The organism is Stieleria bergensis (genome assembly GCA_007745635.1).
Lineage (GTDB): Bacteria > Planctomycetota > Planctomycetia > Pirellulales > Pirellulaceae > Stieleria > Stieleria bergensis.
Map to the genome: position 1 here is coordinate 1,508,701 of CP036272.1, position 23,299 is coordinate 1,531,999.

Consider the following 23,299-nt stretch of genomic DNA (forward strand, 5'->3'; position numbering starts at 1 on the left):
TGTCGCTACCACCCTGCGATTGCACACCTCACAACCCCAGGCGGAGACCGCGATTGTTTTCGTCGTGTTTCTGTTCCGAGAGGCGGTTCGGGTTGTTTTCGGGGACGTTGGAGGATTGTGGGCCGGTGCCGCCTTGCCACGCCACGGTGCATGCCTTTGGTTTGCTCTGCGATCAGGGACAACTTGCAGTTCATTAGTGCTTGCACGCACCACTGCCCCAGAAACGATGCGACGTGGAGTCGATTGGTGCGTGCAATCACGCACTTATTCTTCGTCTGCACTGAGATCCGGGATGACTTGCACGCACCCTGCGAATTGGGTGCGATCTAATCTTCAACATTGACATCACGTGACTAAGCGGCACGTCGCTCGGGAACGATGTGTTGACCCAGCGTGTCGATTTCAAGCTTCAGCAATGCTCTCACTGCGCCGCTGGCGTCAATCCTTCGATGCTGGTTTTCGTGCACCATCTGTTCGACCAAGGCGCAGACAGGCACCAGAAGGGAGTCTTCTGCTGCCGGAATTTTGGTGAGCCAATTCCACAGAATGCGTCCCGCTGCAAACACGTCGCTGGCCGGAGATGCTGCGGATGCGTTCTGCAGGATCTCCGGTGCGGCATACTGTGCCGTACCTTGAAAGTTGGCTTGTTGGGGCAAGACGCCCTGATAAGCGAAGGCGTAGTCAATGACTGTCACGTGACCGTTGTTACCCACCAGGATGTTTTCTGGTTTGATGTCACGATGAATCCAGCCCGAGGCATGCATGGCTTCTAAGGCTTGGCAGGTTTGCCGAACCAGCCACAGCGCAACGGGAAGTGGCTGATCGCCCCCACGTTCCAGATGCCACTGCATCGTTTGCCCTTCGATGTAGGGCATGACGGCAAAGGCTGTGTTGCCCGCGCAGCTGCCATCTAAAATGGGTGTCAGGTTGGGATGCGTGAGACTCGCGCCCAGAGCGATCGTTTGCGAGATTCCTGGGGCCGCGGCGCTGGACTTGGCGGATTTCGCAACGTAATCCCAGCGCGGACTACCCGCGGCATCGCAGGGCTGTGCGTGATGCAAAGCGTACGAATCGGTTGACGCAATGCGCGTCCCCAAACGCCAGATTCCCAATTGGCTAGGTCGCTGACCATCCATGTTGTGCCTCGTTGTGGCAGCCCTTCGGCTGCGTTCCCTGTTGTTGTGGCTAGCCTCTCTGCTCATTCATCGGCGCTGTACAGGTCGCATTTCAAGAACCCTATTGATAACCGTTAAACTCAGTTTGAATTACCCGAGCGTTGCAACAGGTTTCATTGAGCTGCGGGCGTTTCAATGTGGGGGACAGAGAGCGCAGGCGGCTCAAAATGCGGGCGCGGGTGCGAGTTCAGATAGGCCGCCAGATCAAAGGATGCTTGCACCGACAGGTCCGCTTCATCAGGTGGCATTGCGACCTTCAGCCACGATGCCAGTTTCGGGACTTTAGCCAGCCCCGCCCCGTCGTTATAGGATTCATCACCCCACACTGCGGGGCCATCGTCTGTGCCAGAGCCATTGTCTGCGTGGCAGTCTTGGCAGCGATCAGCATAAAGCTGTTTGCCGCGATCGATACTAGCGGGCAGTTTGGGGGAGGTGAGCATCGTGATGTGATGAGGGCCCAGGGATTGCTTGGCGTTCATTTTCAGCTTGGTGCCCTCAGAAAGCCAAGTGATGTAGGCCGCAATCGCCACCGAAGGTTCGCTTCCCGCAGCAGGCCGTGTTCCATTTTGGCTGCGTAGGAAACAATTCAAGATGCGATCTTCTAATGTGATGACTTTTTGTTCACGCGGCGCCCAGGCTGGATAGGCTGCTGCAACGCCAATGAATGTTGCTGCCTGGGGATGTTGACCGCCATCAAGATGACATGAACTGCATTGCAGTGAATTGCCAACAAACTCCCGAGTCAACGGATGGGTGTCGGTTTGGCGGACCAGTGTCTCACCAAGCAGAATCGTTTGCCTCAGTGGGCCGTGGGGAAGTTCCGGTCGGTCGGTGTTTTGAGCAATCGCAACTGTGCCGAAACTGCAGGCGATCACGACGAAGGTCAGGGACGTGAACGCTCGCCAAAGCAATGAAGGGTGGGCAGACATGGATCTGATCTCCGGCAGGATTGGATGATTGAAACCTATTTCACCAATGTCCGTTTGCAATTGGATTCCGTAGGTCTTGTCCGACAGCCCCATGCTGAGTCTGAAAAAAATCAAATGAACCGAAATCCGCAGTTGCAACCGTCAGTGCGATCCCTGGTGGACGACGGTTGCGATCGGACGCATGGATTCAAGTTGGACGGTCGGCGTCTTCTGCAGCTGCGTCGGGTACCGCGATGGCTTGGGAATCTATGAATTGCGGTGATTGCTGCTATACTGATGGGGTTCAACTTTTTGAATCTCGCCTCAATGATCGACTGCCCTGATTGCGTGTTTCGCAAGCAAGTCGTCGCTTCGCTTTTTTTGGCGCATCGCTGGTTCAGTCTGCCGACGGACGTTCCTCCCTTAAGGCTCATTTCGAATGACTCAATCTCTGAAACGACCTCCGCTGGCTCGGCGAACACTCTTGCGTGCGGCTGGGATTTCGATTGCCTTGCCGTCGTTGGAATCATGGCGGCAGGCGAAAGCATCCGAAGCAAAAACATCACCGGACGACGCTCATGCACGGCGGATGGTTTGCGTTGGCAACATGCTCGGTTTCTACCCTGGAGCCTTTTGGCCGCAAGCACCAGCAGCCGATCAGTTTGGGACCGACCAGAGTCGGACGATGGAATTGTCATCCACGCTCAAGACGCTGGACGCACATCGCGGAGACTTCACCGTGATTCACGGTTTGGATCACGGTTTGACCGGCGGTCACTTTTCGATCCATGCATTTCTCTCCGGTGTGCGAAGCGTGGATGCCAAATCGATGCCGCTGGCGAACATGACGCTGGATCAGTATGCAGCTGAGAAGGTCAGTGGCTTCAATCGATTTGATAGTTTGACCATTGGCAGTGAAACGGGAATCCATGGCGGGTGCCAAATGTCGTGGACTCGAACAGGGACGCGAGTGCCGCCAATCACTGGCCCTGCGCAACTATTCGAAAAACTCTTCATCGGTGTTGCTGAAAAAGACAAAGCGCGAGCAGCAGATCGATTTCGCTTGAAGAATTCGATTCTTGATTCTGTAGGCGAGGATGCGAAAAGTATCGCCAAGGAACTCAATCCACAAGATCGCCAAAAGTTGGAGGAGTATTTCTCGTCGATTCGAGAGGTTGAAAAGCGACTCGTCAACACGCGGCGGTGGGTTGATGTCCCCAAGCCAGAAGCACCGTTGGGAAAACCAAAGAACACGAACATGGTTGATGACCTGCCGATTCTTTATGATCTGATGGTCTTGGCGTTGCAAACCGATTCGACGCGAATCGCAACCTTGGAGATCGGTGGTGACTTTGAAGCACGCGACTTTGGTTTTAAAGCGGGCTACCACAGTCTGTCCCATCATGGCAAACGGCAAGAATCGATCGATGCGTTGAAAACCATCGAAGCCTATCAAGTGGAGCACTTTGCCAGGTTCCTGGAAAAGTTGCGTGCGTCTCAAATCGGCGAGACCAACCTGTTGGAGCAGACTTCGGTGCTGTTTGGTAGCGGCATGGGAGACGCCAACACGCACACCAATGTCAATCTGCCTGTGATTTTGGCCGGCGGAGGGTTCAAGCACCTGGGGCAATTAGGGTTTGATCGCAATGCCAAGGACACACCACCGATGAATAATCTGTTCGTGTCCATGTTGCAGCGTTTTGGGTTGCCCGTCGATGAGTTCCAAACCGGGACAGGCACGTTGCGCGGATTGGAGATGGTCGGTTGAAAAACATCATGTTGCTTTCCAGTTCCAAAGCCTACCTGTTGGCTTGCTTGATGGCCTGTTGGTCGCTGAGTGCTAGGGCCGACGAGAAACGCATCGTTGACTTTGTCAATCAATACTGTGTGGATTGTCACCACGACGATGATCCAAGTGGCCAGCGTACCTTTTCGGACTTTGATCCTCGCAAGCCCCATTTAGACACGCTGATCGCGTTGCAGGAAATGGTCGATCAGTTGGCGTTGCAGGACATGCCGCCGCCAGATGCCGAGCAGCCGGCGGCAGGCGAGCGAGCTGAGTTGATCGACGACTTGAGCGCGCAAATGGTGCAGTTGCAATCCCAGCTCGACAGCACGGGCGGACAAACGGTCTTGCGCCGATTGACCCGACGCGAATACTTGGCCACCGTTCGCGATCTGCTGGCATTGGATCTTCGCATGGTCGACCCCACCATCGCTTTTCCGGCCGAACGCAAGGTGCAGCATTTGGATAATGTGGGTGACACTTTAGTGACCTCGGGCTACTTGCTCGATCAGTACTTGGATGCTGCTGATCAGTTGGTCGAAAAGGCGTTGTCTGCAACCGAGCCACCGCAGCAGCAAAGCTGGCAGTTTCGTGGTCACTTTCGTCAACAACCTGAACTTGATGGTGCCCATCGCAAGGCTTTCGACTTTCAGTACATGTGTCTGTACGATGCTCCGCTAGCAGACAAGCCCGAGGGGGCTTATGGGGCGATTCATGATTTTGAACACGGCGTGCCGCATGATGGAGTCTATGAGATTCGCGTGCAAGCTCAGGCACTGCATCGAGACACACCGTACAAAGAATCCGATTTGCAGATCGATCTGTCTCAGCCGTTTCGAATGGGGATTCGGCCTGGCAAGCTGGAGCTCGGCAGCCTACACAACCTCCAGTCTTTGCAGCCCTTGTTGGCGGAGGTCGAAGTCGCTGATGATCAGTTGCAGTGGTACACGTTTCGCGTGCACTTGGATCAAGGGTTTACGCCCCGGTTCACGTTTGAAAACGGCTTGAACGCGGTTCGAGGTTTACATGGTCGACTGCATCGCATCTATAACAAAACGTTGCCCGAATCGGTGCGTGCAGGCAAAGGGATCGTTGCCAATCGAAATGCGATGTTAAAACATGGCAAGGTCCCGCAGATTCGGATCCATGAGATCACCATCAAAGGGCCCCTGGTCGAGGACTGGCCAACCGCCAGTGTCGCCGCGATCATTCCCAGTGGAGAGTTTCGTGCTGATGACGCAGGGCAGTTGATCAGGCAATTCGCCAGCAAGGCCTATCGACGTCCGATCACGGACCGCGAATACGCAACGCTGGGTCGAGTTTACCAGCGGCGCGTGAAAACGGGACACTCGATGTTTCAGGCCTTCAAGGACACCGTCAAGGCCGTTCTCTGTTCGCCCAGTTTTTTGTACTTGGATCCTGATTGCGATTCTGAATCGGAGCAGATTTCACAGCACGCACTGGCCGCTCGTTTAGCGTATTTCCTGACCGGATCGATGCCAGATTCAGAACTGCGGTCGCTGGCCGATCAAGGTCGTTTGGATGACAAAGCGTTGTTGCAACAGACACGGCGATTGCTGGCCAGCGAGCGAAGTGATGCGATGATCACGGGCTTCACTGATGCTTGGTTGGGCTTGTCGGAACTCGGTGGAATGCCTCCTGATCGGGGCAGCTTTTGGATGTACTATGCATCTTCCTTGGAAGCCGATATGCGAGCCGAGACGCATGCGTTCATGCGGCATCTGATCGCTGACAATGTTCCCGTTGATCGTTGGTTGAGTGCAGACTACTCCTTTATCAATCGTGATTTGGCACGTTTGTATCGAGTTCAGGAACAGTTTGGGACGCAGTCGCCAGCGGAGCTTCGTCGTTTTCAATTCTCTGATGGCCGGCGCGGTGGCTTGCTGGGGCAAGCAAGCGTGCTGACAGTCTCTGCCAACGGGATTGAAACCTCGCCCGTGGTTCGCGGAGTGTGGATGCTGGAAAACATTCTGGGCACACCGGCGCCGAGTCCGCCGGATGATGTGCCGGCAATCGATCCTGACGTTCGTGGTGCCAAGTCGGTGCGTGATCTGTTGCAAAAGCATCGCGCCAGCGAGGCCTGCGCGGGATGTCATCGCAAGATCGATCCGCTTGGTTTTGCGATGGAATGTTTTGACCCCATCGGTGCGATGCGATCTTCGTACGGACGGAATGTTAACGTTGATCCTTCGGGGCAGTTGCCAAATGGCAGCGAGTTTGCTGACCTGAATGAATTGAAGCAATTGCTGCTTCAGCGAAAGGGATTCTTCGTGCGTGCGTTCACCAGCAAGATGATGGCTTACGCCTTGGGACGCCGCATGGAGCCTACCGATCGCATTGAGATCGATGCCTTGCTCAAGCCGCTGGAATCAGAAGATTATCCAACCCGTCAGGTGATCGAGGCGATCGTGATGAGCCCGATGTTCAAGCAACGCTAAACGCGCTCGGGCAGTTGCCTCGCTTGGCACCATCACTGAGCGCTAGCCGCGCTTCATGCCAGCACGGCTAGCGGACTGCGACGAAATGCTTTAGCGACTGCGAGGATTGTGTTCAATTTGGTGAACCAGTTCGCGGAGCTCGGTCACCAGGCGAGCGTGCTGATCAGCGACGTTTTTGGTTTCACCTAAATCGGCTTCTAAGTTATACAGCTGACCGATGCTGCTGAGTCGATCGATGTTGGCTTTTGGATCGGTCTTGGAGGGCTTGGGCGATTTTGAAAAGCCACCGGAGCCCAGGCCTTCGATCCATTTCCAAGATCCACGGCGGATGGTCATGTGCCTTCTGCCGCTGCGTAGGGCCAGTGATTGACGCTTTGGTGCATTGGATGGCTTGCCGGTCAATTCACTGAGAAAGCTAAAACTATCGGGGCCAACATCGTTGGCCATCGCTTCGGCGTTGCGGTAGATGTTTGCTTCGACCAGCTCATCTAGGGTCGCTAGGAAATCGACAAAGCTAACCAAGCGATTGCTGGACGCACCTGCTTTGACCACACCGGGCCAGCGGATCACCATTGGCATGCGGTGGCCGCATTCCCAGGCGTCGGCTTTCATGCCACGTAGGCCGCCAGAGCTGTCGTGGTTAAAACGCTGTACATCTTGCTCGTACCAAACCGGGCCGTTGTCGCTGGTGAAGACCACCAGAGTGTCTTGGCTGAGCCCGGTGTCATCAAGTGTCTTGAGTACTTGGCCGATTTGATCATCAACCATCATGGCAAAGTCACCATATAGACCAGCGCCGCTTTTGCTGGCAAACTGCTTGCTGGGAAGCCACGGCGTGTGCGGTGCCGGGTAGGCCAGATACAGCATCAGCGGCTTTTCATTGCCAGCGTGTGAGCGAATGACTTGGCAGGCCTCGGCGGTGAATTTCGGCAGCACATCTTTCAGCTTTAGATCGGGAGCGATTTTTCCGGCACGCGAGAACGCGCCTTGAATTGGCGACCAGCCTGCCGTTGAGCGTGCTTCGATCGGAACGGTAGGCGGATCGACAGCTTGATCGTTTCGAATGTAAAAGTAGGGCGGGATATCGGTCGAAGCCCGAATGCCAAAGAATGAGTCAAAGCCAACGTCAACCGGTCCACCTTTGAGTGGTTTGTCGTATCCCTTTTCGTTGAAGCCTAGGTGCCACTTGCCGACCATGGCCGTGTCGTAGCCTTGATCGCGAAGCAAGGACGGTAACGTGACTTCGTTTGGTCCAATGAGAGCTTGCTTGGGCCACTTGCCAACATCAGTTCGAAACGGATAGCGGCCAGTCATCAAGCCGTATCGGGACATGTGGCAAAGTGGGCCAGAGGCATGAGCGTCGGTGAAACGCATCCCCGCAGCCGCCAAACCATCGATGTTCGGCGTCGGAATCTTGCTTTCCGGGTTAAAACAACCGGGGTCACCATAGCCCATGTCATCCACCAAGATGAACACGATATTTGGCTTGGCAGCTTGGGCTTGACTGGCGGTGCCAACCAACAAGCAAGCAGCGACAAAGAAGAGAATCGCGAGACGCAGTGAATGTGAAGCTTTGATCCGGTGGACGAGCAAACTGTTCATCAATGAAAACCGTTGGCGGGACAAATAAACTGTGCGAGAAATTCGCAAACGCCTTCGTCAGTGACTGACAAAGGCGTTGGCCAACAGTTTACACCAAGCGATTAGGCTCGGGGGCAGTTCACTTCAGCGATCAACGCTGGATGCTTTCTAGCAACCCACCGCGAGGCTGATAGCTGCGGCGTTGGGCGCTGTAGCTGGTGTTCGAACGTGGGGTGAACATTCGACTGCTTGAGTTCGAAGGGACCGGCTGTGGAGATGGGAGTGCCGAAGGAGTCGGTGGGGCGCTCTGCATGGGGACGTTGTGAATGTGCGAACCGGGCACCAGTGAAGGTGACCCGCAGTTGCAACTCCCTTCACAGCCGCAGGCGGGTTCCAGTCCACAACCGGGGCCGGCAGCGCCGCACCCACAGGGGCCTTCGCAGCCACAAACCGGCTCCAGTCCGCAGATCGGTTCGGTGCCGCAGAGTGGTTCAAGACCGCAAGAGCAAGCTCCTTCACAGCCACAGGCCGGCTCGATCCCACACACCGGTGCCCCCAGACCATCACAGGAGCAAGGCCCATCGCAACCACAGGCTGGTTCTGGACGACACTCGTGACATCCGCTCAGGCAACCGCCACAAGGGCCGGAGAAGCGACGATCCGAAGCGTGGATGTTTGGTGTCTTGCAGTGGCCGCAGTAAATGCCCCACAAACCGCACACGCCGCCAAAAACGCCTCTGCATTTGCCGCAGCTTTGGCCGTTGTAGTTGCCACACTGATCACAAGGATCTTGGCAGTCCGCCGGTTCGTTGATCCAAGGATCGACGTACAGATCACCACAGCCGAGGCAGGCTTTGTTGTCCGCGCAGCTGGTGCAGCCGGGCTGTGCATCACAGAGGCTATCGCAGCCACCCCGGCCAACCAAACTTCGCCCAACCAAACTTCGGCCGCGAGGTCCAACGCAACCGGTCAGCATGATTGCCAACAACGCCAATGGAAGCAGAGTTTGTAGCCGCAACATCTTAATCATTCCGTGATTCAGGAGGGTTTGCCCACAAAGCACGACGGCGGCCATGCTGGGAGTTTGGTGCCTCCCACGATCGCTTGCGCATGCTCCAGTACATCTGTGTCGGAACTGTTATCGTCGTCCTAATCGTTAAAGTTGACCGAAAATGCTTGATCCGAAAAAATGGCTGACCTTGCCAGCGGTGAAGTTTGAAAGCTGTCTTCCGCTGGCTGCCGCGATTTCGCTAGTGTCTGGCTACAGGCGATTGAAATGCGAGCCGCTCCAATGAGTTTCACGCATTTGGTTTCACGCACTGCTTGCCTGTCGATGTGCCCACACAAGTTGGGCAATCAGCCGTTCGGTCTAATTTGCTTGCCGTCGCATGTTGCTTGTCGCCCAGGTGGGTTGCGAGCGGATCGACCACTTGTGAGTCCCGGGAATGTCCGCCACGAAAACACCCCAATCATTGCGTTCGATTAACGGTCGTTTGTATTTGCCCGATGGAGAGATCTTTCGGCTGCGAGCGTTGCTTTGGTTGGCCATGATGGTGCTATTGTTGATTCCCATGGCCACCTTGCTGGATGTCTCGGTGGCGCGATGGTTTGATGGTGATCCGATCTCTAGAGATCTACGCGGCGGTTTGGATCTGATGCGAGTGTTCTCTGATGGCAGCGGAGTCGTCCTGATTCTGTTTGCGATCTTCCTGATGGCACCACAATGTCGTTGGCACTTACCTCGGCTGGCCGTGATGGCATTGGGGGCAGGTGCACTGGCCACGTTGGCGAAGATGTTCGCACTGCGTCCGCGACCGAGCGGCATCAATCTTGATGTTGCCTCCATGGATGCTGCTTGGATCTGGAAATTTGATTACTCCCTGTCCCAGATTGCTGCTTTCGATGCCAGCACGCGTTCGTTTCCCAGTGGCAATGTTGCCACGGCTACGGCGATTGCCGTTGGGCTGTGGTTTATCTTTCCCCGCGGACGAATCTTATTTGCAATGATCACCTGTGGCACAGCGTTACAACGCATGGCAAGCGGAGCGCATTTTCCCAGTGACGTGCTCGGTGGGTGCGTTGCCGGTTTATTGTGGGGCTACGTTTGCTTGAGTGATCGCATGCTGGGCAATCTGTTTGACAAAATGAGCCCTAGCGAAGCACATCAGATGCCGCTAACGGTCAGAGACTGGCAGGTTGAATCCAGCGTCGCGGTGGCCGGCCAAACTCCCGCAGCTGAAACGGATCCTGGCGAGACGCAGACTCCAAACCATCGAGCTGCCTAGCCGGTGACGCGTCCTTCAGTGACGTCCTCTTGTTTTGTGCGAAAACCACTGCCCTGCCCCCTGGGGTTGCGGGAGCTTCTGCCAGCATTGGATTAGATCAATCTGCCAGTTCGTGGGATGGAAATGCGCTCAGCGATGCTAGGTCATGGACTACAATCTGACGCACCAGCGTCGTCTCATCGTCGTCTTACGCTTTTGTTGTTCAGCTTAGGTCCAATGCATCATCGAATTCTCTCACTACGTTTGTTGTTTGCCGTTTTCTTTGTCGGGATTCTGCTGTCGCCTGTCTGTTTGCTGGGCGATGGCAATGCCCTTGTCTTTGGCAATGAGTCAGCAAAAAAAACAGCAAAAAAATCGGCGGACGATGGCAAACTGACACTCGATCGCATCTATCGGTCGTCGGAGTTCTCTTCGCGTTCGGCTGGCGGCAACTGGTTGCCAGCAAGTGCCGGTGAACAGGCCGCTTACACCGAACTGAAACGCGGTTCCAAAGGTGGCCAGGACATTGTGCGAGTGGACGCCAAGACCGGTCAGACAGAGGTCCTGGTTGCCGCCGAACATTTGATTCCCGCACAGGCTTCCGATCCATTGTCGATCCAGGCCTACCAATGGTCGAAGGATTTCAACAAGGTCTTGATCTTTACGAAATCGGTTCGCGTGTGGAGACAGAACACCCGTGGGGACTACTGGGTGTTTGATCGCAGTCGTGGGCAGTTGACCCAGATCGGTCAACAGCATCCGGCATCGTCGTTGATGTATGCCAAGTTCTCCCCCACCGGAAAGTCTGTTGGTTATGTCTTTGATGGAAACTTGTATCTGCAGGATCTGGACAGCGGCAGCACCAAGCAACTGACCCAGCGTGAGAGCGACAAGGTGCTGTATGGGATGAGCGACTGGGTTTACGAAGAGGAGTTCACGTTGCGTGATGGTTTTCGTTTCAGCCCCGATGGAAAACGAATCGCGTATTGGCGGTTCGACACCAGTCAGGTTGGACGCTTTACCATGATCAACAACACCGATTCGTTGTACCCAAAGAATAAGGTGTTTGCTTATCCCAAAGCGGGAACGACCAACAGTGATGTTCGCGTCTTGGTGCAAAACATCAAAGGCGGAAATGTGCAGGAGATTGAGTTCTCTGGTGACCCTCGCGAAAACTATCTTCCGCGGATCCATTGGATTGATTCAACCGGTGAACTATTGGTTCGCCGCATGAATCGTGATCAAAACGAAGAGTCCTTTTACTTGGTGAACTTCGATTCAGAAACCAAACGCTTGATCTATGTGGACAAGGATGATCGCTGGATCGATCTGCGCGATCAACTGCTGTTTTCCTCCAATGCAGAAAGCCTTTACGTTTTGAGCGATCGGACCGGTTGGCGGCAACTGACACATGTGAACATCGCCAGTGGTCAATCCAAAGTCGAATCGATCGGCAAGAACGAATTTGATATTGTCGATTGGATCTACCCGACCGAATTGCAGTCCGATGCTCGCACGTTTTACGTCATTGCGTCTCCAGAGAATGCCACCGAACGTTATCTTTATGCCATCGATTCGGTCACGGGCAAAGCACGCCGTGTCACCCCCAGTGAAGACGTCGGTTCACATCGCTACCAGATTTCACCCGATGGCAAATACGCGATTCATCAATTCAGTAACGTCGACACGCCGACGGTGACCGAAGTGATTTCGTTGCCCAATCACCGGACCATACGCGTGTTGGAAGACAACGCGGCGCTGAAGCAAGCAATCAAGAAGCTGGACCCAGTCAATACCAAGTTCATCCAAGTCGATCTCGGTGATGTCAAGTTGAACGCCTGGATGATGACGCCCGGTGATTTGGATTCCGAAAAAAAGTACCCCTTGTTGGTCCACGTCTATGGCGAACCAGCCGGTTCAACGGTTGTCAATCGATGGGGTGGTTCGTCGGCAATGTGGCATCGCATGTTGGCGCAGCAGGGGTACATTGTCGTCAGCATCGACAACCGCGGAACCGACACACCACGTGGCAATGCATTTCGCAAAAGCGTCTACAAGCTGCTGGCCACGTTGGGGCCCAACGACCAAGCGGCCGCAGCCAAGCAGTTGTTAAAGGACTATCCCTTTATCGATGCCAAACGCGTTGGAATGTGGGGATGGAGCGGTGGTGGAACCAGCACCCTGCACGCGATGTTTCGCTACCCAGATCTTTACAGCTGTGGTGTTTCGATCGCCCCGGTGGCCAATCTGGCCTACTACGACACGATCTACGAAGAACGCTACATGAGTACACCCGCCAAAAATGTTGATGGCTATCGCACAGGATCAGCCATCCACTTCGTGGAAGGTTTCAAAGGCAAACTATTGCTGATCCATGGGACGGCGGACGATAACGTGCATTATCAAGCCACAGAGTTGCTGATCAACGAGCTGATCGCCCAGGATAAGCAGTTTGAAATGCTGATCTATCCCGGTCGCAGTCACTCGATCAGTGAACGAGCAAACACGAGGCCGCACTTGATGAAGGCTGTGACGGATTACTTCCACCAGCACCTGCCCGTTGGGCAGTGAGCAGAGAATCGCAAGCCTGCCTGAAGCTGCAGAGTGCGACGGCGGCAATACTGGACACCCAAACGATTAGGGCGTGGGGGACAAAGTGATGCGTTTCCCTTTTTGCTGATGGACGTGCTTTTGGTTGGCGATGCGAAGGGCATTGCTGGCTGTTTGTTTCGATAGGCGGTTTTCTGGGTTCTAGGGGATGGTGGTGAGGTGAGCGTTTGATGAGCCGGTTTTCATGGGCCGCGAGCGCTGTCGGCTTCCCGAGCGGGTGGCTGGTACTGTGGGCTGATTTCTATTCTCTGCAAGCATCACTTGCATTGTCGTGCTCTTTGGTGATGCCCGCTGAAGCTTCGCCAGCCAACCGTTGATCCTGTCACAGATCAGGGAGAAGGAAAACACAGAGATCACAGAGTTTCCTCCGTGACCTCTGTTCCTCTGTGTTTCAATTTTTCGAGTTCAGGCTTTTGAGCCAACGCGGGAACGCTCGTCGATCAATCGTTCCATTGGCAGTGGAATGGCGCTTGCGATTCGTCAAATCGAGCGGTCGTGCGGGAGTGTCCCCGGTAACGGATTCCACCAAAAACTTGCGACCCACGGCAATCGTAGTGGAAGCGGGGATAAACCACGAAGGACGCGAAGAGCACGGAGGCGGAGGTCGCGATAGACGATGGAATTGCTCGACGAGCTGCGGCCTGCCAACCAGGAGCGGCCACCACCATGATCAATAACAACGGGGCCACGACTGATGAGCAGGAAATCGAGCCGTTCAAACTCGATCCGGCGAGCGGTTTGTCTTTACTGACTCCAAAGCCATCAAAACCAAGCGATTAATCCACCGGGCCAATCAAACGCACTCTTACTGCGTCAACACATCGCCACGGCGTCAAACGCACGGCCTTTCTAACAAAGCCGCCCAATCAAACACGCCTTGGAAACCCAAGTCAAACCAGGCGACCCATCAGGGCTCAGACTCCGTCCCCACTTCAGAACTCGGTTGATGGCTTGTTAAGTCAAGTCCACTGCCTCGAATGCGAATGGAGGCAATTGCTGGAAAGGGAGAACGCTAATCAGCACTTATCAACACTGATCAATTAGTGGAAATGAGTGCCTATTAGTGTTCCCGATTCAAGACGTCGAACATTCCGTCTCTTGTACGACGAGCGTGAAGCATGGGGGCAGCGTGAGGAAGTGTCCCGCTGATTGTTAAAAGTTGAAGGATGGTCTCCCGGAAGGCAGGATACTGCCTTTCGCCATTTCTCAATTTACGTCGGGTGCAACCGACGGGGAGACCATCCATGAACGAAGTTAGTCTTTTACAATCTCTTGGGCAAGTTTCTGCATCCGAAACCGGCATAGTCTTTCGTGATTTTTTGCGAGGCCAATTGCGGGAGATGATCTGCGAAGTCATGGCCGCTGAAGTCCCCGGACTCTGCAGTCCCAAGCACGCACCCTCCTCCAGTGGTCATTGCCGCGCTGGCTCAGCGTCGGGGCTCATTGGACTGGGACTGTCCCCGGTCTTGAATGCCAGTTCGGTCCGAATGCCTGAACGCCGAAGGTGTTCTACCCCATAGCCCAGGGTCGCGCAGCGCACCCTGGGGACAGGCCCCAGGCACAGGATTTCCGAACGCCGTAGGTGTTCTACAAATGGAGCTGGTAAGCCCATGAGAACACAAGCAAGTACAAGGCTTCTCGCCCAAACCCTTGCACTAGAAAACTGACACCAGCGCCGCTGGCCATGCAAACGCTGATAATCTGCCGGGGACAGTCCACCGAAACCGGCAATCGTCGCAAAACCGAGAATGAACCACGAAGGACACGATGAGCACGAAGGAGGGAATCCCGATCATCCTCCGGGACTGTCCCCGAAGTATCCTTGTCCCCGAAGTATCCTTGTCCCCGAAGTATCCTTGTGCAGCAGAGAACATTTGCTCTCCGGTCGGTGTGCCCCAAGCGGCATGTAGAACACCTACGGCGTTCGGAGGTTTGATGGTTGCAATGACCCAAGGTGCGCTTCGCGACCTTGGGCAGTGAAAATGGAACACCTACGGCGTTCGGCAGGCCAGCCTGACGTTCCTTAGAATCACATCATCAGAGAAACGCCCAAGCAACCTGCCAAATCCAAGGCGGTGGCTTTCACAATCGTATCCAGAGTTCCGAACGCCGAAGGTGTTCTACCCCATAGCCCAGGGTCGCGCAGCGCACCCTGGGGACAGGCCCCATGCACACCCTCTCCGAACGCCGAAGGTGTTCTACAAAGGGTCTTGGCAAGCCCGATCAGAACGCAAGCAAGCACCTTATCGAGCGTTACATCAGACGCCGGATTGGTCGGTTGTTGGTCAAGCCATTTCAATCCACCAAGCCAATCAAACGCGCTCTCACCGCGTCAACACACTGCCAAGCCGTCGATCTAGCGGGCCTCTCTAACCCAGCCGCCCAGTCAAAAATGCCTTGGGCACCCAAGTGAAACCAGGCAACCCATCAAGGCTCAAAATCCGTCTCCGCTTCAGGACTCGGTTGATGGCTTATTAAGTGGACGGCACGTCCAACTTTACAGAAATATGAATTCCCTGTAGCGCACTCAAGAACCAACCCCGTCGGATCAACACCCTGAATCGGATCCCTCTGCACGTAGGACTTGTGCAAGCTCTGCGGGGCTTGCATGTTACCGGCCTAGGGGCTAGCCGGTTGAAGCGACCGTTGGCTGGATCGTAACACCTTGCTCGTTGGTGTTACGACTGTGTCCCCGAATGGAATGTGCTTCGAAGTGGCCGAGGTTGGGGACAGTCCTGCGAGGATTGGGTTGCAATCTGGAACGCAACAGATGGCTAGCGTCCCGCGATGGGTGGGTTGTGACTCGATTACTCTTTGAATCGGTATCCCACTCCGCGCACCGTTTCGATCAGATCGGCGGACTCACCCATTTTCTTTCGCAGTGCTCGCACGTGAACGTCGATGGTTCGGTCCAAGACGATGGTGTCTTCACCCAACGCGGCGTCAACGAGTTCACTGCGTCCAAAGGCGCGACCGGGTTGTCGGATCAGCGTGTCGAGCAAGCGAAACTCGCTCTTGGTCAGCTTCATTGGTGTTTCGTCGATGGTGACGACAAAGCGACGGCGATCAACGGTGATGTTTTGGTGGCTGACCGCTTCATGGTCATCCAAGACGGGTTCGCGACGACGGAGCATGGCTTTGATGCGCTGCAGCAGAACCTTGTAGCTTTCGACCGGTTTGACAACATAGTCGTCAGCGCCGACGGCAAAACCGACCACTTGATCGGACTCTTCACCCATCGCGGTGAGCATCAAAATCAATGCTTCGCGAGTCTTAGGATCGGCACGCAGTTGTTTGCAGACTTCGACGCCATTGAGGATTGGCAAGTCGACATCGAGGACCACCAAGTCTGGAAGATAGAGTTTCGCTTGGTCGACGCCGTCGCGACCGTCGCTGGCTCGATAGACTTCGTAGCCGGCACGTTTCAATTGATATTCCAAACTCTCAGCCAATGGGCTGTAGTCTTCAACCACCAATACTTTTGTGCTGGACATTCTGTTTTGATCGTGTTGAGGGACAGAGCGGCATTCGCGATGGAAAGTGTTTCGCTGCAACCTCTCTGGGACAAACTCCAATTCCTTTCGATAATCCACCAAGAGTGTTGTACAACATCCTGCTCTATTTCGCAGAATTGTGTAGGCCGTCAGGGGAGTTCTTGCCATTAAACTTTTATGAAGGCGACCCCCCTAGGTGGATGGTGAAGGGAGCCAGACTTCGAATCGAGCTCCCTGGCCGGGGCTGCTAATGACTTGAATGTTTCCGTTAAGGGCTCGTACGAGGTTTTTCACGATTGAAAGGCCAATGCCCGTCCCACCATCGTGGGTTTTTCGTGTGTTCTCAACTCGGTAGAAGCGTTCAAAGATACGTTCTTGATATTCAGGCGCAATGCCCACGCCGTTGTCCTCTACCGCTAGCACAACGCCCTTGTCATCGGGGTAGCAGTGAATCGCGATCTGGCCGTTTTGCGGTGTGTGTCGGATGGCATTGCTGACCAGATTTTGCGTGATTGTCAGCAGCGCCTCTTCGTCACCGGTCACCATGCAGCGGCTTTTCTCAGTGTCGTCGTCGGTGCTGGCTTGCCTGGTGACGCTCAATTCAATTTCCTTCGCTGCGGCGACCGGCAGGAAGGTGTTCATTGCTTGGCGGATAATCTCATGGAGATCAATGGAGCGAATCCGCAGCGTGTCGGGCCCTGATTGTGCGCGGGCCAGTTTCATCATGTCGGCGATCAAGGCTTCGAGTCGTCGGCACTGATCATCGATTTGACTGATAAAGTGAATGGCGGCTTCAGGGTCGTCTTCGATCGCCAATTCAACCGTTTCGGCGTAACCCTTGATCGCGGCAAGGGGAGTTTTCAATTCGTGCGAAACGTTGGCGATAAACTCGCGCCGAATCGCCTCCAAGCGTTGGCGTTCGGTTTCGTCATTGAGAACCAGCAACATGTGAGGCCGATCAATGGTGCCCATCGGATTGATGCGGACCGCGATGGGGCGAACGGTGTGCCCGTCAACGATTTCAACATTGATTCCTGCCGCTGTACTGTCGGCATCGGTTTGCTTGACAGCGCGGATGATTTCAGGAATGCGAATGATTTCAGAGAACTTCCGTCCCAGATATGTCCGATCACTTGGCAGCGCGAGCAAGTGCCTGGCGGCTTCATTGATCAAAACGATGTTCAGCTCTGGAGACAGCATGATAATGCCGTCAGTCATGTGGGACAGGACGGATGTCGTGCGTTCCCACTGCGAATACAAACGCAAAAATTTACTGTGCCAGATCTCGGCTGCCGAACGTTCCTTCTCGTAAACGCTTTCAGCATTCTCCCAGCGAAGCAGATTGTGCACGATCGTGATGGTGCCCACCAAGAAACAGCTGGCCGCAGCGACCACGATGATTGCCGTGGGGGAGTCACTTGTGAGCGAAGAAAACCAGATCGCCAAGAAAATCGTCAGCATGCCCGCAATGGTTGCGCTTGCGCGCGGGCGAAAGGCGACATGGTCAATGGGACGTGCCCACTGACTGTCATCGGGACTGGGGGCGGAGCTGCTGGCGATTGAGACTCCGCTGCCGAGTTGCCTGGGAACGCGGGAGAGTGTCTTTGATGAGGGAGGTTCCGAGACCGGTTGGTTGATTGGCACGCTGGAGGTGGATCTGCCAGCTACTGGAGCATCGTTTTGCAAGCGGCGTTTGGTCGACGGTGAACTTGTTTGTTTAGCCATCGAGCGATTCCTGCCGTTCGCTGGAAACCGCTTGAGCGGTGACGGTTGATTCGGTGGGCGAGGGGGCGGCAGTGGTTTGAAGCAGCGAGGGATCAGGCTCCGCGGATGGGCTGGCCGGCCGTTGTTGCTTCCTGCGTGCCGGTTCGCTGCTGCTCTGGCTGGGGACGTTGGGAGAGCGTTTTAGCAGCCCCTTGAGACGTTTGCAGCCTGAACTAATGAGTGCAAAGAACGCTTCGGCTGGGACGCGCCGTCGAAAGCCTTTTTTGTCGACTTGAATGAGTTCGTCGGTACCAACATTCATTGCGGTCAGATAGCCAGTGCCAAAGCAATAGGTGTCGATACAAACGATGTGCCCCAAGTCCATGATGGTCCCGTCACCCTGGGGTGTATGGCCAACGTAAACGCGTTTGCCACTTTGATGTTCACTGGGAACAGGTGGCAGGTGATTCCAAAAGAGAAGCTCGTCTTTCTGCTGATCCATTGAAAGGTTAGGATCATAACTCGCATGAACGAAGATGGCTCCGTCGGTTTCATGAAAGTTCTTCAAGGATTGCAAGAAGCTGCGGTGTGAAGCTGGGATTTTTTCCAGTGATCCACCATAGCTAGAGACCGTTGCTTTCCCCCCGGATTGCATCCAGATGTCCGGATCGAGGCCACCGAAGGCAACTCCGCAGAGCATGATTTCATGGTTCCCTTTGAGCGCGATCACATTGCACTGGTCTTGCAGGGACAAGATCAAATCAATCACGCCACGACTATCGGGGCCACGATCAACATAATCTCCCAGGAAGATTAGATCATCATCGGGTTGAGGATCAATGCACTCGATCAGCGTGTGCAACGCTTTCGAGCATCCATGAATATCTCCGATCGCAAATCGCCGCATCTGAATTCTTGTCTCACCTCACCAGCGGTCAATTCATCGAGGGGTCGCTGGTCGTGACCCCCGGCGAAAGTGAGGCAATGACATCCAAGCCACATTGCTTGACGGCAGTTTCCCAAATGTGATCGTGATGTCCAAAGACAATTTCAGGAAGTGCATCCAAAACCATCCAACCGCCTGCGCTCAGTTCGGCATCCAATTGGCCTGGTCCCCAGCCGGAATAATGAGCAATGAAACGCACTGATGCGTCGATTCGCGTTAACAGCATTCGCAAATGGTCTTCGTCGCCTGTGATCCAAGTCTTGCCATCGTGCCCTACCACTGGAGCACCGAGGTCCGGGAGGTCATGCAGAGCCAGCAGCGGGCCTTCAACGGGGCCACCTTCAAAGATGTAGTCATCGGCTCGGGCTGGAGTCATCGGCATCGACATTTCCAGCACCTCGCTAAGCCGTTGTTCGGTCGGGCGATTCAATGACAATCCAAACGCACCCTCACTGCCATGGTTTACGATCAGCAGCACGCTCCGTAAAAAATTCGGATCGTTCAAATACGGTGACGCGACGAGAAGTTTTCCGCTGATTGGTTCAGGCATCAGGCTGCTATCTTGGTTGGATGTGGGAAGAGCATCGCTGCTGCTGTGACGCTGCCAAAGACAGGCTGGCAGACGACAAGATGGCTTCGGCGAAGGATTCTCCTCCGCCTTTATCATAACCCGCTCGCGAGCAGGGGGAAATTGCTTCACCCGCACCAAAGCCAACATTCTATCGAGACGGTTTCGGGTTCCAACGCCTTCGCTCGGTCTCGCAAATGAGCCTGTGCCACTCACCAGTCTCTGCCGGTGCAGTGACGTTCAGAGGATCCGCCGCCGCAGTGCGGGCCGTTTGGGAACAGATTCGCGGAAAGATGGCGGGGGATCGTCGTTCGCCGGAAGGGGGCGGCACGGAAGCGTGTGGCGGCCGCCAGATGCGTCACGTCCGCCCGACCTGTGCGTTTAACGGTACAGGTCTTTCCACAGGCAGCCAGCCCAGGACAAGCCCACGCCAAAACCGACCAGCATGTTGTTGGACTCTTGGTTCCAGCTTTCTTTTTGGCGCATCTGATGGATCAGAATCGGGATCGTGCAGGACACCGTGTTCCCAATCTTGGCGAGCTCAATGGGTAGCCGTTCAGGTTCGACTTCCATCCGGGTGCGCAGTTGATCGAGCATCTTCCAGGTGGCTTGATGCATCAAATAGTAGCCAATGTCATCGTCCTTGAGGCCATTGGCGCTGAGGATCTGTTCGACCAGTCGAGGGATCGCTTCGACAGTGAAATTGATCAGGCTGGGGCCATCCATGTACAAGCGACTTTTCCAGCGTTTGCGATGCCGTGGCTGAATGCTGTCTTCGACTGGACGCGCACCCCCGTCACCGACCAGCAGCATGTCACCACCGCTCCCATCACTGCCGAACTTGAAACCCCACAACGATTGTTGGTCGCTCGCATCGATCAGCGTTGCTGCGGCGCCGTCACCAAAAATGGTTCGCAGCGATCGATCGTCGTCGTCAATGAACTTGCTGTACGTTTCTGCTGTTAGCAGCAGAATTCGCTTTGCAGTCCCGCTTTGAATCAAACCGTCGGCCATGGCCAAGCCGTAGACAAAACCGCTGCAGCCAAGATTAAAGTCCAGGGCGCCGCAATCGGTGGACAGGCCAAGCCGATCTTGGATCAGGCAGCTGGTCGTTGGCAACGGATAGTCTGGCGTCTGTGTACAGAACAAGACAAAGTCAATCGAGGCCGGATCAATTTGGTGCTGTTCAAACAGCTTGCGAGTTGCAGCCACGGCCAAGTCGCTGGATGTTTCTCCCTCAGCTGCAATGTGTCGTTGCTGGATCCCCGTTTTGTCTTCGATCAGCTTGAGATCCCAATTGGGAAAGAAGTCTTGGAGCTGTTGATTGGTTTCAATGCGATCGGGCAGCTGAACTGCGATCGGTCCAATTTGGGCGTAGGGCACAGACGGCTTCCCCAAGTTGCCAGGACAAGAGACGGGTAAAAACTGCGGCGAGGTGGACGCTCTTTTTTATCTTAGAGTAGCAGGCGCCGCGTCCGGATGCACCCCCAGCCAGACTGCTCTGACCGTTTTCAGCTCGTTAAGCATCCCACTGCCAGGCGGAAATCGACGGAGTCCGCTTTTCTAAGCCCAGCGAGCGATTTAGCACATCATCCAGCTGTCTTCAGTGACAAGATAGTCCATCGGAACATCGTGAGCACTCATTGGGACTCGGTCGAGCACTTGGCAGTGAAACGCGAGGGCAATTGCCAGCGTCTGCTGCCCTTTCCTCGCCAGCAGGCGGTCGTAGTAACCCTTGCCATGCCCTATTCGGCCTCCCTGTGGGTCAAACGCAACACCTGGCGTGATGATCAGGTCAAACTGGTCCACCGGCAGTTGCGTCTTGGGATCGTTTCGGAGCTCCGGCTTGGGTTCCAGAATTCCATAAGCGCCCGGCTGTAACTGATCCATCGAATCGAGCCGAAAGACCTGTAGATCGTCGTCCACGCAATAGGGGATCGCCAGCCGCTTGCGCGTGCGCCGGCCAAGTGCTGGCGGAAGAGCCCCCGTGAGTTGCTGTTGCACGTACCAGGTGGTTCGTACCTCGTGGCGCACATCCAAGTACCAGAGCACCGTCTGGGCTTGTTGATAGGGGGGGGAGGCAATCAGCCGATCAATGATTTGTTCGCTGACGGACTGCTTGTCACTGATCTGAGCACGGGCACGCGCTGCGGTGCGTCTGAGCGCGGACTTATCGGGCGACGTTTGCATGGTGATTCGTGATCGTCAGGCTAGCAGTACCATTGCTGGAATCGTTCGTAGGGTTCGTTCCAAGCCTGTGGTTCTTGCGGTTGGAAAGTCTTGACCGCAAAGCTGTTGCGGACCAGTTCACGAGACGTTTCAATCGCTTGCTTGGTCTGTTCTGCGGTCAGTTCTTGCAGGCCAATCATTTGCATGGCGACGTTCCCGATGGCGGTGGCTTCGACCGGTCCAGCAATCACTGTCCGGTTGCAGGCATCGGCAGTCATTTGGCAGAGCAGTTCATTCTGCGTGCCGCCTCCAACGATGTGAATGGTCTTGATCGGGCTTTCAATCAATTGCTCCAGCATGCCCAGGCAGGCGCGGTAGCGCAGCGCCAGGCATTCCAGCGCCGCGCGATAGGCAGTGCCAACCGATGCAGGCTTGTTCTGGCCCGTTTGTTCCGCCACGCGTTCGATGGCGGTTAGCATATCGTCGGGAGCGGCCAGTTCGGGGTGATCAGGGTCCAGGATGATTTCAAAGGGCGTCGCCGCAGCGGCGTCCTGAACCATGGATTCCCAGGATGGTGTTTCACCACGCCGAGTCATGCTTTTGCGCAGTTGCTGAAACACCCACAGGCCGCCGATGTTTTTCAGCAGGCGAGTGCTGCCAGCGACACCACCTTCGTTGGTAAAGTTCAATTCAGAGCACAGCGGCGTGATCTTTGGCGAGGCTAATTCACAGCCCATCAGAGACCAGGTGCCAGAGCTAATGAAGCACCAATCCGGTTTCTCTTTGGCAAAGCCCTCCGCTGGGACGGCTAGGACGGCCGATGCGGTGTCGTGAGTGGCCGGCACAATCACCGGGACCTCTTGCAAGCCGGTGGCCGTGGCGACGCTTGGCTGGACCGGTCCCAACACAGTCCCTGGTGCGGTCACGTCCTGAAACATCTTTGTTGGAATGCTCAGTGATTCCTGCAGGTCGGTCGCCCAGGTTTTGGTGCGCGGGTCCAACATCTGACTGGTTGACGCGTTGGTCGCTTCGATGCTGTACTTGCCCGAGAGCAGCCAATGAAAATAGTCGCCCATCATCAGGAAGTGCTCGGCGATTTCGATGCAGCATTCCTTGTTGATCACCGACGAATACAACTGGATCAACGAATTGATTTGCAAGAACTGCAGGCCGGTCGCAGAGAAAATCTTGTCCCTGCCCTGCTCTGGGCCACCAAGTGCTTCACAAGCTTTTTCAATGACGCCGTTGTTGCGAGCGTCGCGGTAATGACGCACCGGACCAGCGATTTGGCCGTTCCGGTCGATCAAAACGTAGTCCACGCCCCAGGTGTCAACACCTACCGAGCGAATGTTTTCAAAACGCCCGGCGGCAAGTCGTAGCCCCTCCAGGATCTCGACCCACAAGGCATCGATGTTCCATTGCAGCGAGTCTTGAATCATCAGCGGATCATTGGCAAAGCGATGAACGTCTTCCAGTTCAAGCATGCCCTTGTCGTTGAGATAGCCTGCAATCACTCGACCACTGGAAGCGCCTAAGTCAATCGCCAAATGAACATCACGCATCAGAAGCCTCCGGGGGGTCTTGCTTGCTTTTGCTAAAAAGTGGGAAAAGGGGTGGGGTGCCGCGCGGCGGTGG

Annotated in this window: 14 protein-coding genes and 1 pseudogene; 5 read left to right on the forward strand and 10 right to left on the reverse strand. The window is 55.2% G+C overall.

Annotated elements, in window-relative coordinates:
• Positions 1 to 353: 353 nt before the first annotated feature.
• Both SV7mr_RS05010 and SV7mr_RS05015 read right to left on the reverse strand, forming a co-directional pair.
• A complete protein-coding gene (locus SV7mr_RS05010; RefSeq protein ID WP_419188113.1) occupies positions 354 to 1,136 on the reverse strand; it encodes a protein kinase domain-containing protein in 783 nt (260 codons plus the stop codon).
• Between the two features lie 152 nt (positions 1,137 to 1,288).
• Complete coding sequence (locus SV7mr_RS05015) at positions 1,289 to 2,104, reverse strand: c-type cytochrome (protein ID WP_145269798.1); 816 nt, start codon at positions 2,102 to 2,104, stop codon at positions 1,289 to 1,291.
• A 418-nt stretch (positions 2,105 to 2,522) separates the two neighbouring features.
• Here SV7mr_RS05015 and SV7mr_RS05020 point away from each other — a divergent pair, with 418 nt between their 5' ends.
• Both SV7mr_RS05020 and SV7mr_RS05025 read left to right on the forward strand, forming a co-directional pair.
• Complete coding sequence (locus SV7mr_RS05020; RefSeq protein WP_145269800.1) at positions 2,523 to 3,851, forward strand: DUF1552 domain-containing protein; 1,329 nt, start codon at positions 2,523 to 2,525, stop codon at positions 3,849 to 3,851.
• A gap of 8 nt (positions 3,852 to 3,859) precedes the next feature.
• Complete coding sequence (locus tag SV7mr_RS05025) at positions 3,860 to 6,328, forward strand: DUF1592 domain-containing protein (RefSeq protein WP_145269803.1); 2,469 nt, start codon at positions 3,860 to 3,862, stop codon at positions 6,326 to 6,328.
• 90 nt (positions 6,329 to 6,418) lie between these two features.
• On the opposite strand, the gene SV7mr_RS05030 is transcribed toward SV7mr_RS05025, so the two are convergent.
• On the reverse strand, positions 6,419 to 7,930 hold the full coding sequence (locus SV7mr_RS05030) for a sulfatase family protein (protein ID WP_145269805.1): 1,512 nt from the start codon (positions 7,928 to 7,930) through the stop codon (positions 6,419 to 6,421).
• 1,424 nt (positions 7,931 to 9,354) lie between these two features.
• On the opposite strand from SV7mr_RS05030, the gene SV7mr_RS05040 reads away from it, so the two are divergent.
• The 3 genes and pseudogenes from SV7mr_RS05040 to SV7mr_RS05050 all read left to right on the forward strand — a co-directional run.
• Positions 9,355 to 10,194 (forward strand): phosphatase PAP2 family protein, encoded by an 840-nt coding sequence (locus SV7mr_RS05040; protein ID WP_145269808.1) that lies wholly within the window; start codon positions 9,355 to 9,357, stop codon positions 10,192 to 10,194.
• A gap of 216 nt (positions 10,195 to 10,410) precedes the next feature.
• The gene (locus tag SV7mr_RS05045) at positions 10,411 to 12,744 is read left to right on the forward strand and encodes a S9 family peptidase (protein WP_419188114.1); all 2,334 of its coding nucleotides are present in this window, start codon (positions 10,411 to 10,413) and stop codon (positions 12,742 to 12,744) included.
• A 1,188-nt stretch (positions 12,745 to 13,932) separates the two neighbouring features.
• Positions 13,933 to 14,228: pseudogene (locus tag SV7mr_RS05050) on the forward strand (IS256 family transposase); the annotation flags it as partial.
• Positions 14,229 to 15,590: 1,362 nt separating this feature from the next.
• On the opposite strand, the gene SV7mr_RS05055 reads toward SV7mr_RS05050, so the two are convergent.
• The 7 genes from SV7mr_RS05055 to SV7mr_RS05085 form a co-directional block, all read right to left on the reverse strand.
• A complete protein-coding gene (locus tag SV7mr_RS05055; RefSeq protein ID WP_145269812.1) occupies positions 15,591 to 16,277 on the reverse strand; it encodes a winged helix-turn-helix domain-containing protein in 687 nt (228 codons plus the stop codon).
• A 192-nt stretch (positions 16,278 to 16,469) separates the two neighbouring features.
• Positions 16,470 to 18,002, reverse strand: a complete 1,533-nt coding sequence (locus SV7mr_RS05060; protein WP_145269814.1) for a sensor histidine kinase — start codon at positions 18,000 to 18,002, stop codon at positions 16,470 to 16,472.
• On the reverse strand, positions 17,995 to 18,888 hold the full coding sequence (locus tag SV7mr_RS05065) for a metallophosphoesterase (RefSeq protein WP_145269816.1): 894 nt from the start codon (positions 18,886 to 18,888) through the stop codon (positions 17,995 to 17,997). The genes SV7mr_RS05060 and SV7mr_RS05065 overlap by 8 nt, the downstream gene beginning before the upstream one ends.
• 28 nt (positions 18,889 to 18,916) lie before the next feature.
• Positions 18,917 to 19,477 (reverse strand): YqgE/AlgH family protein, encoded by a 561-nt coding sequence (locus tag SV7mr_RS05070; protein WP_419188115.1) that lies wholly within the window; start codon positions 19,475 to 19,477, stop codon positions 18,917 to 18,919.
• Between the two features lie 399 nt (positions 19,478 to 19,876).
• Entirely contained in the window at positions 19,877 to 20,878 is a 1,002-nt protein-coding gene (locus tag SV7mr_RS05075) for a ketoacyl-ACP synthase III (RefSeq protein WP_145269820.1), read from the reverse strand.
• Positions 20,879 to 21,076: 198 nt separating this feature from the next.
• Positions 21,077 to 21,685 (reverse strand): 5-formyltetrahydrofolate cyclo-ligase, encoded by a 609-nt coding sequence (locus SV7mr_RS05080; RefSeq protein WP_145269823.1) that lies wholly within the window; start codon positions 21,683 to 21,685, stop codon positions 21,077 to 21,079.
• A 20-nt stretch (positions 21,686 to 21,705) separates the two neighbouring features.
• Positions 21,706 to 23,226 carry a rhamnulokinase gene (locus tag SV7mr_RS05085; protein WP_145269825.1) on the reverse strand — a complete coding sequence of 507 codons (1,521 nt, stop codon included), beginning with the start codon at positions 23,224 to 23,226 and terminating at the stop codon, positions 21,706 to 21,708.
• Positions 23,227 to 23,299 lie beyond the last annotated feature (73 nt).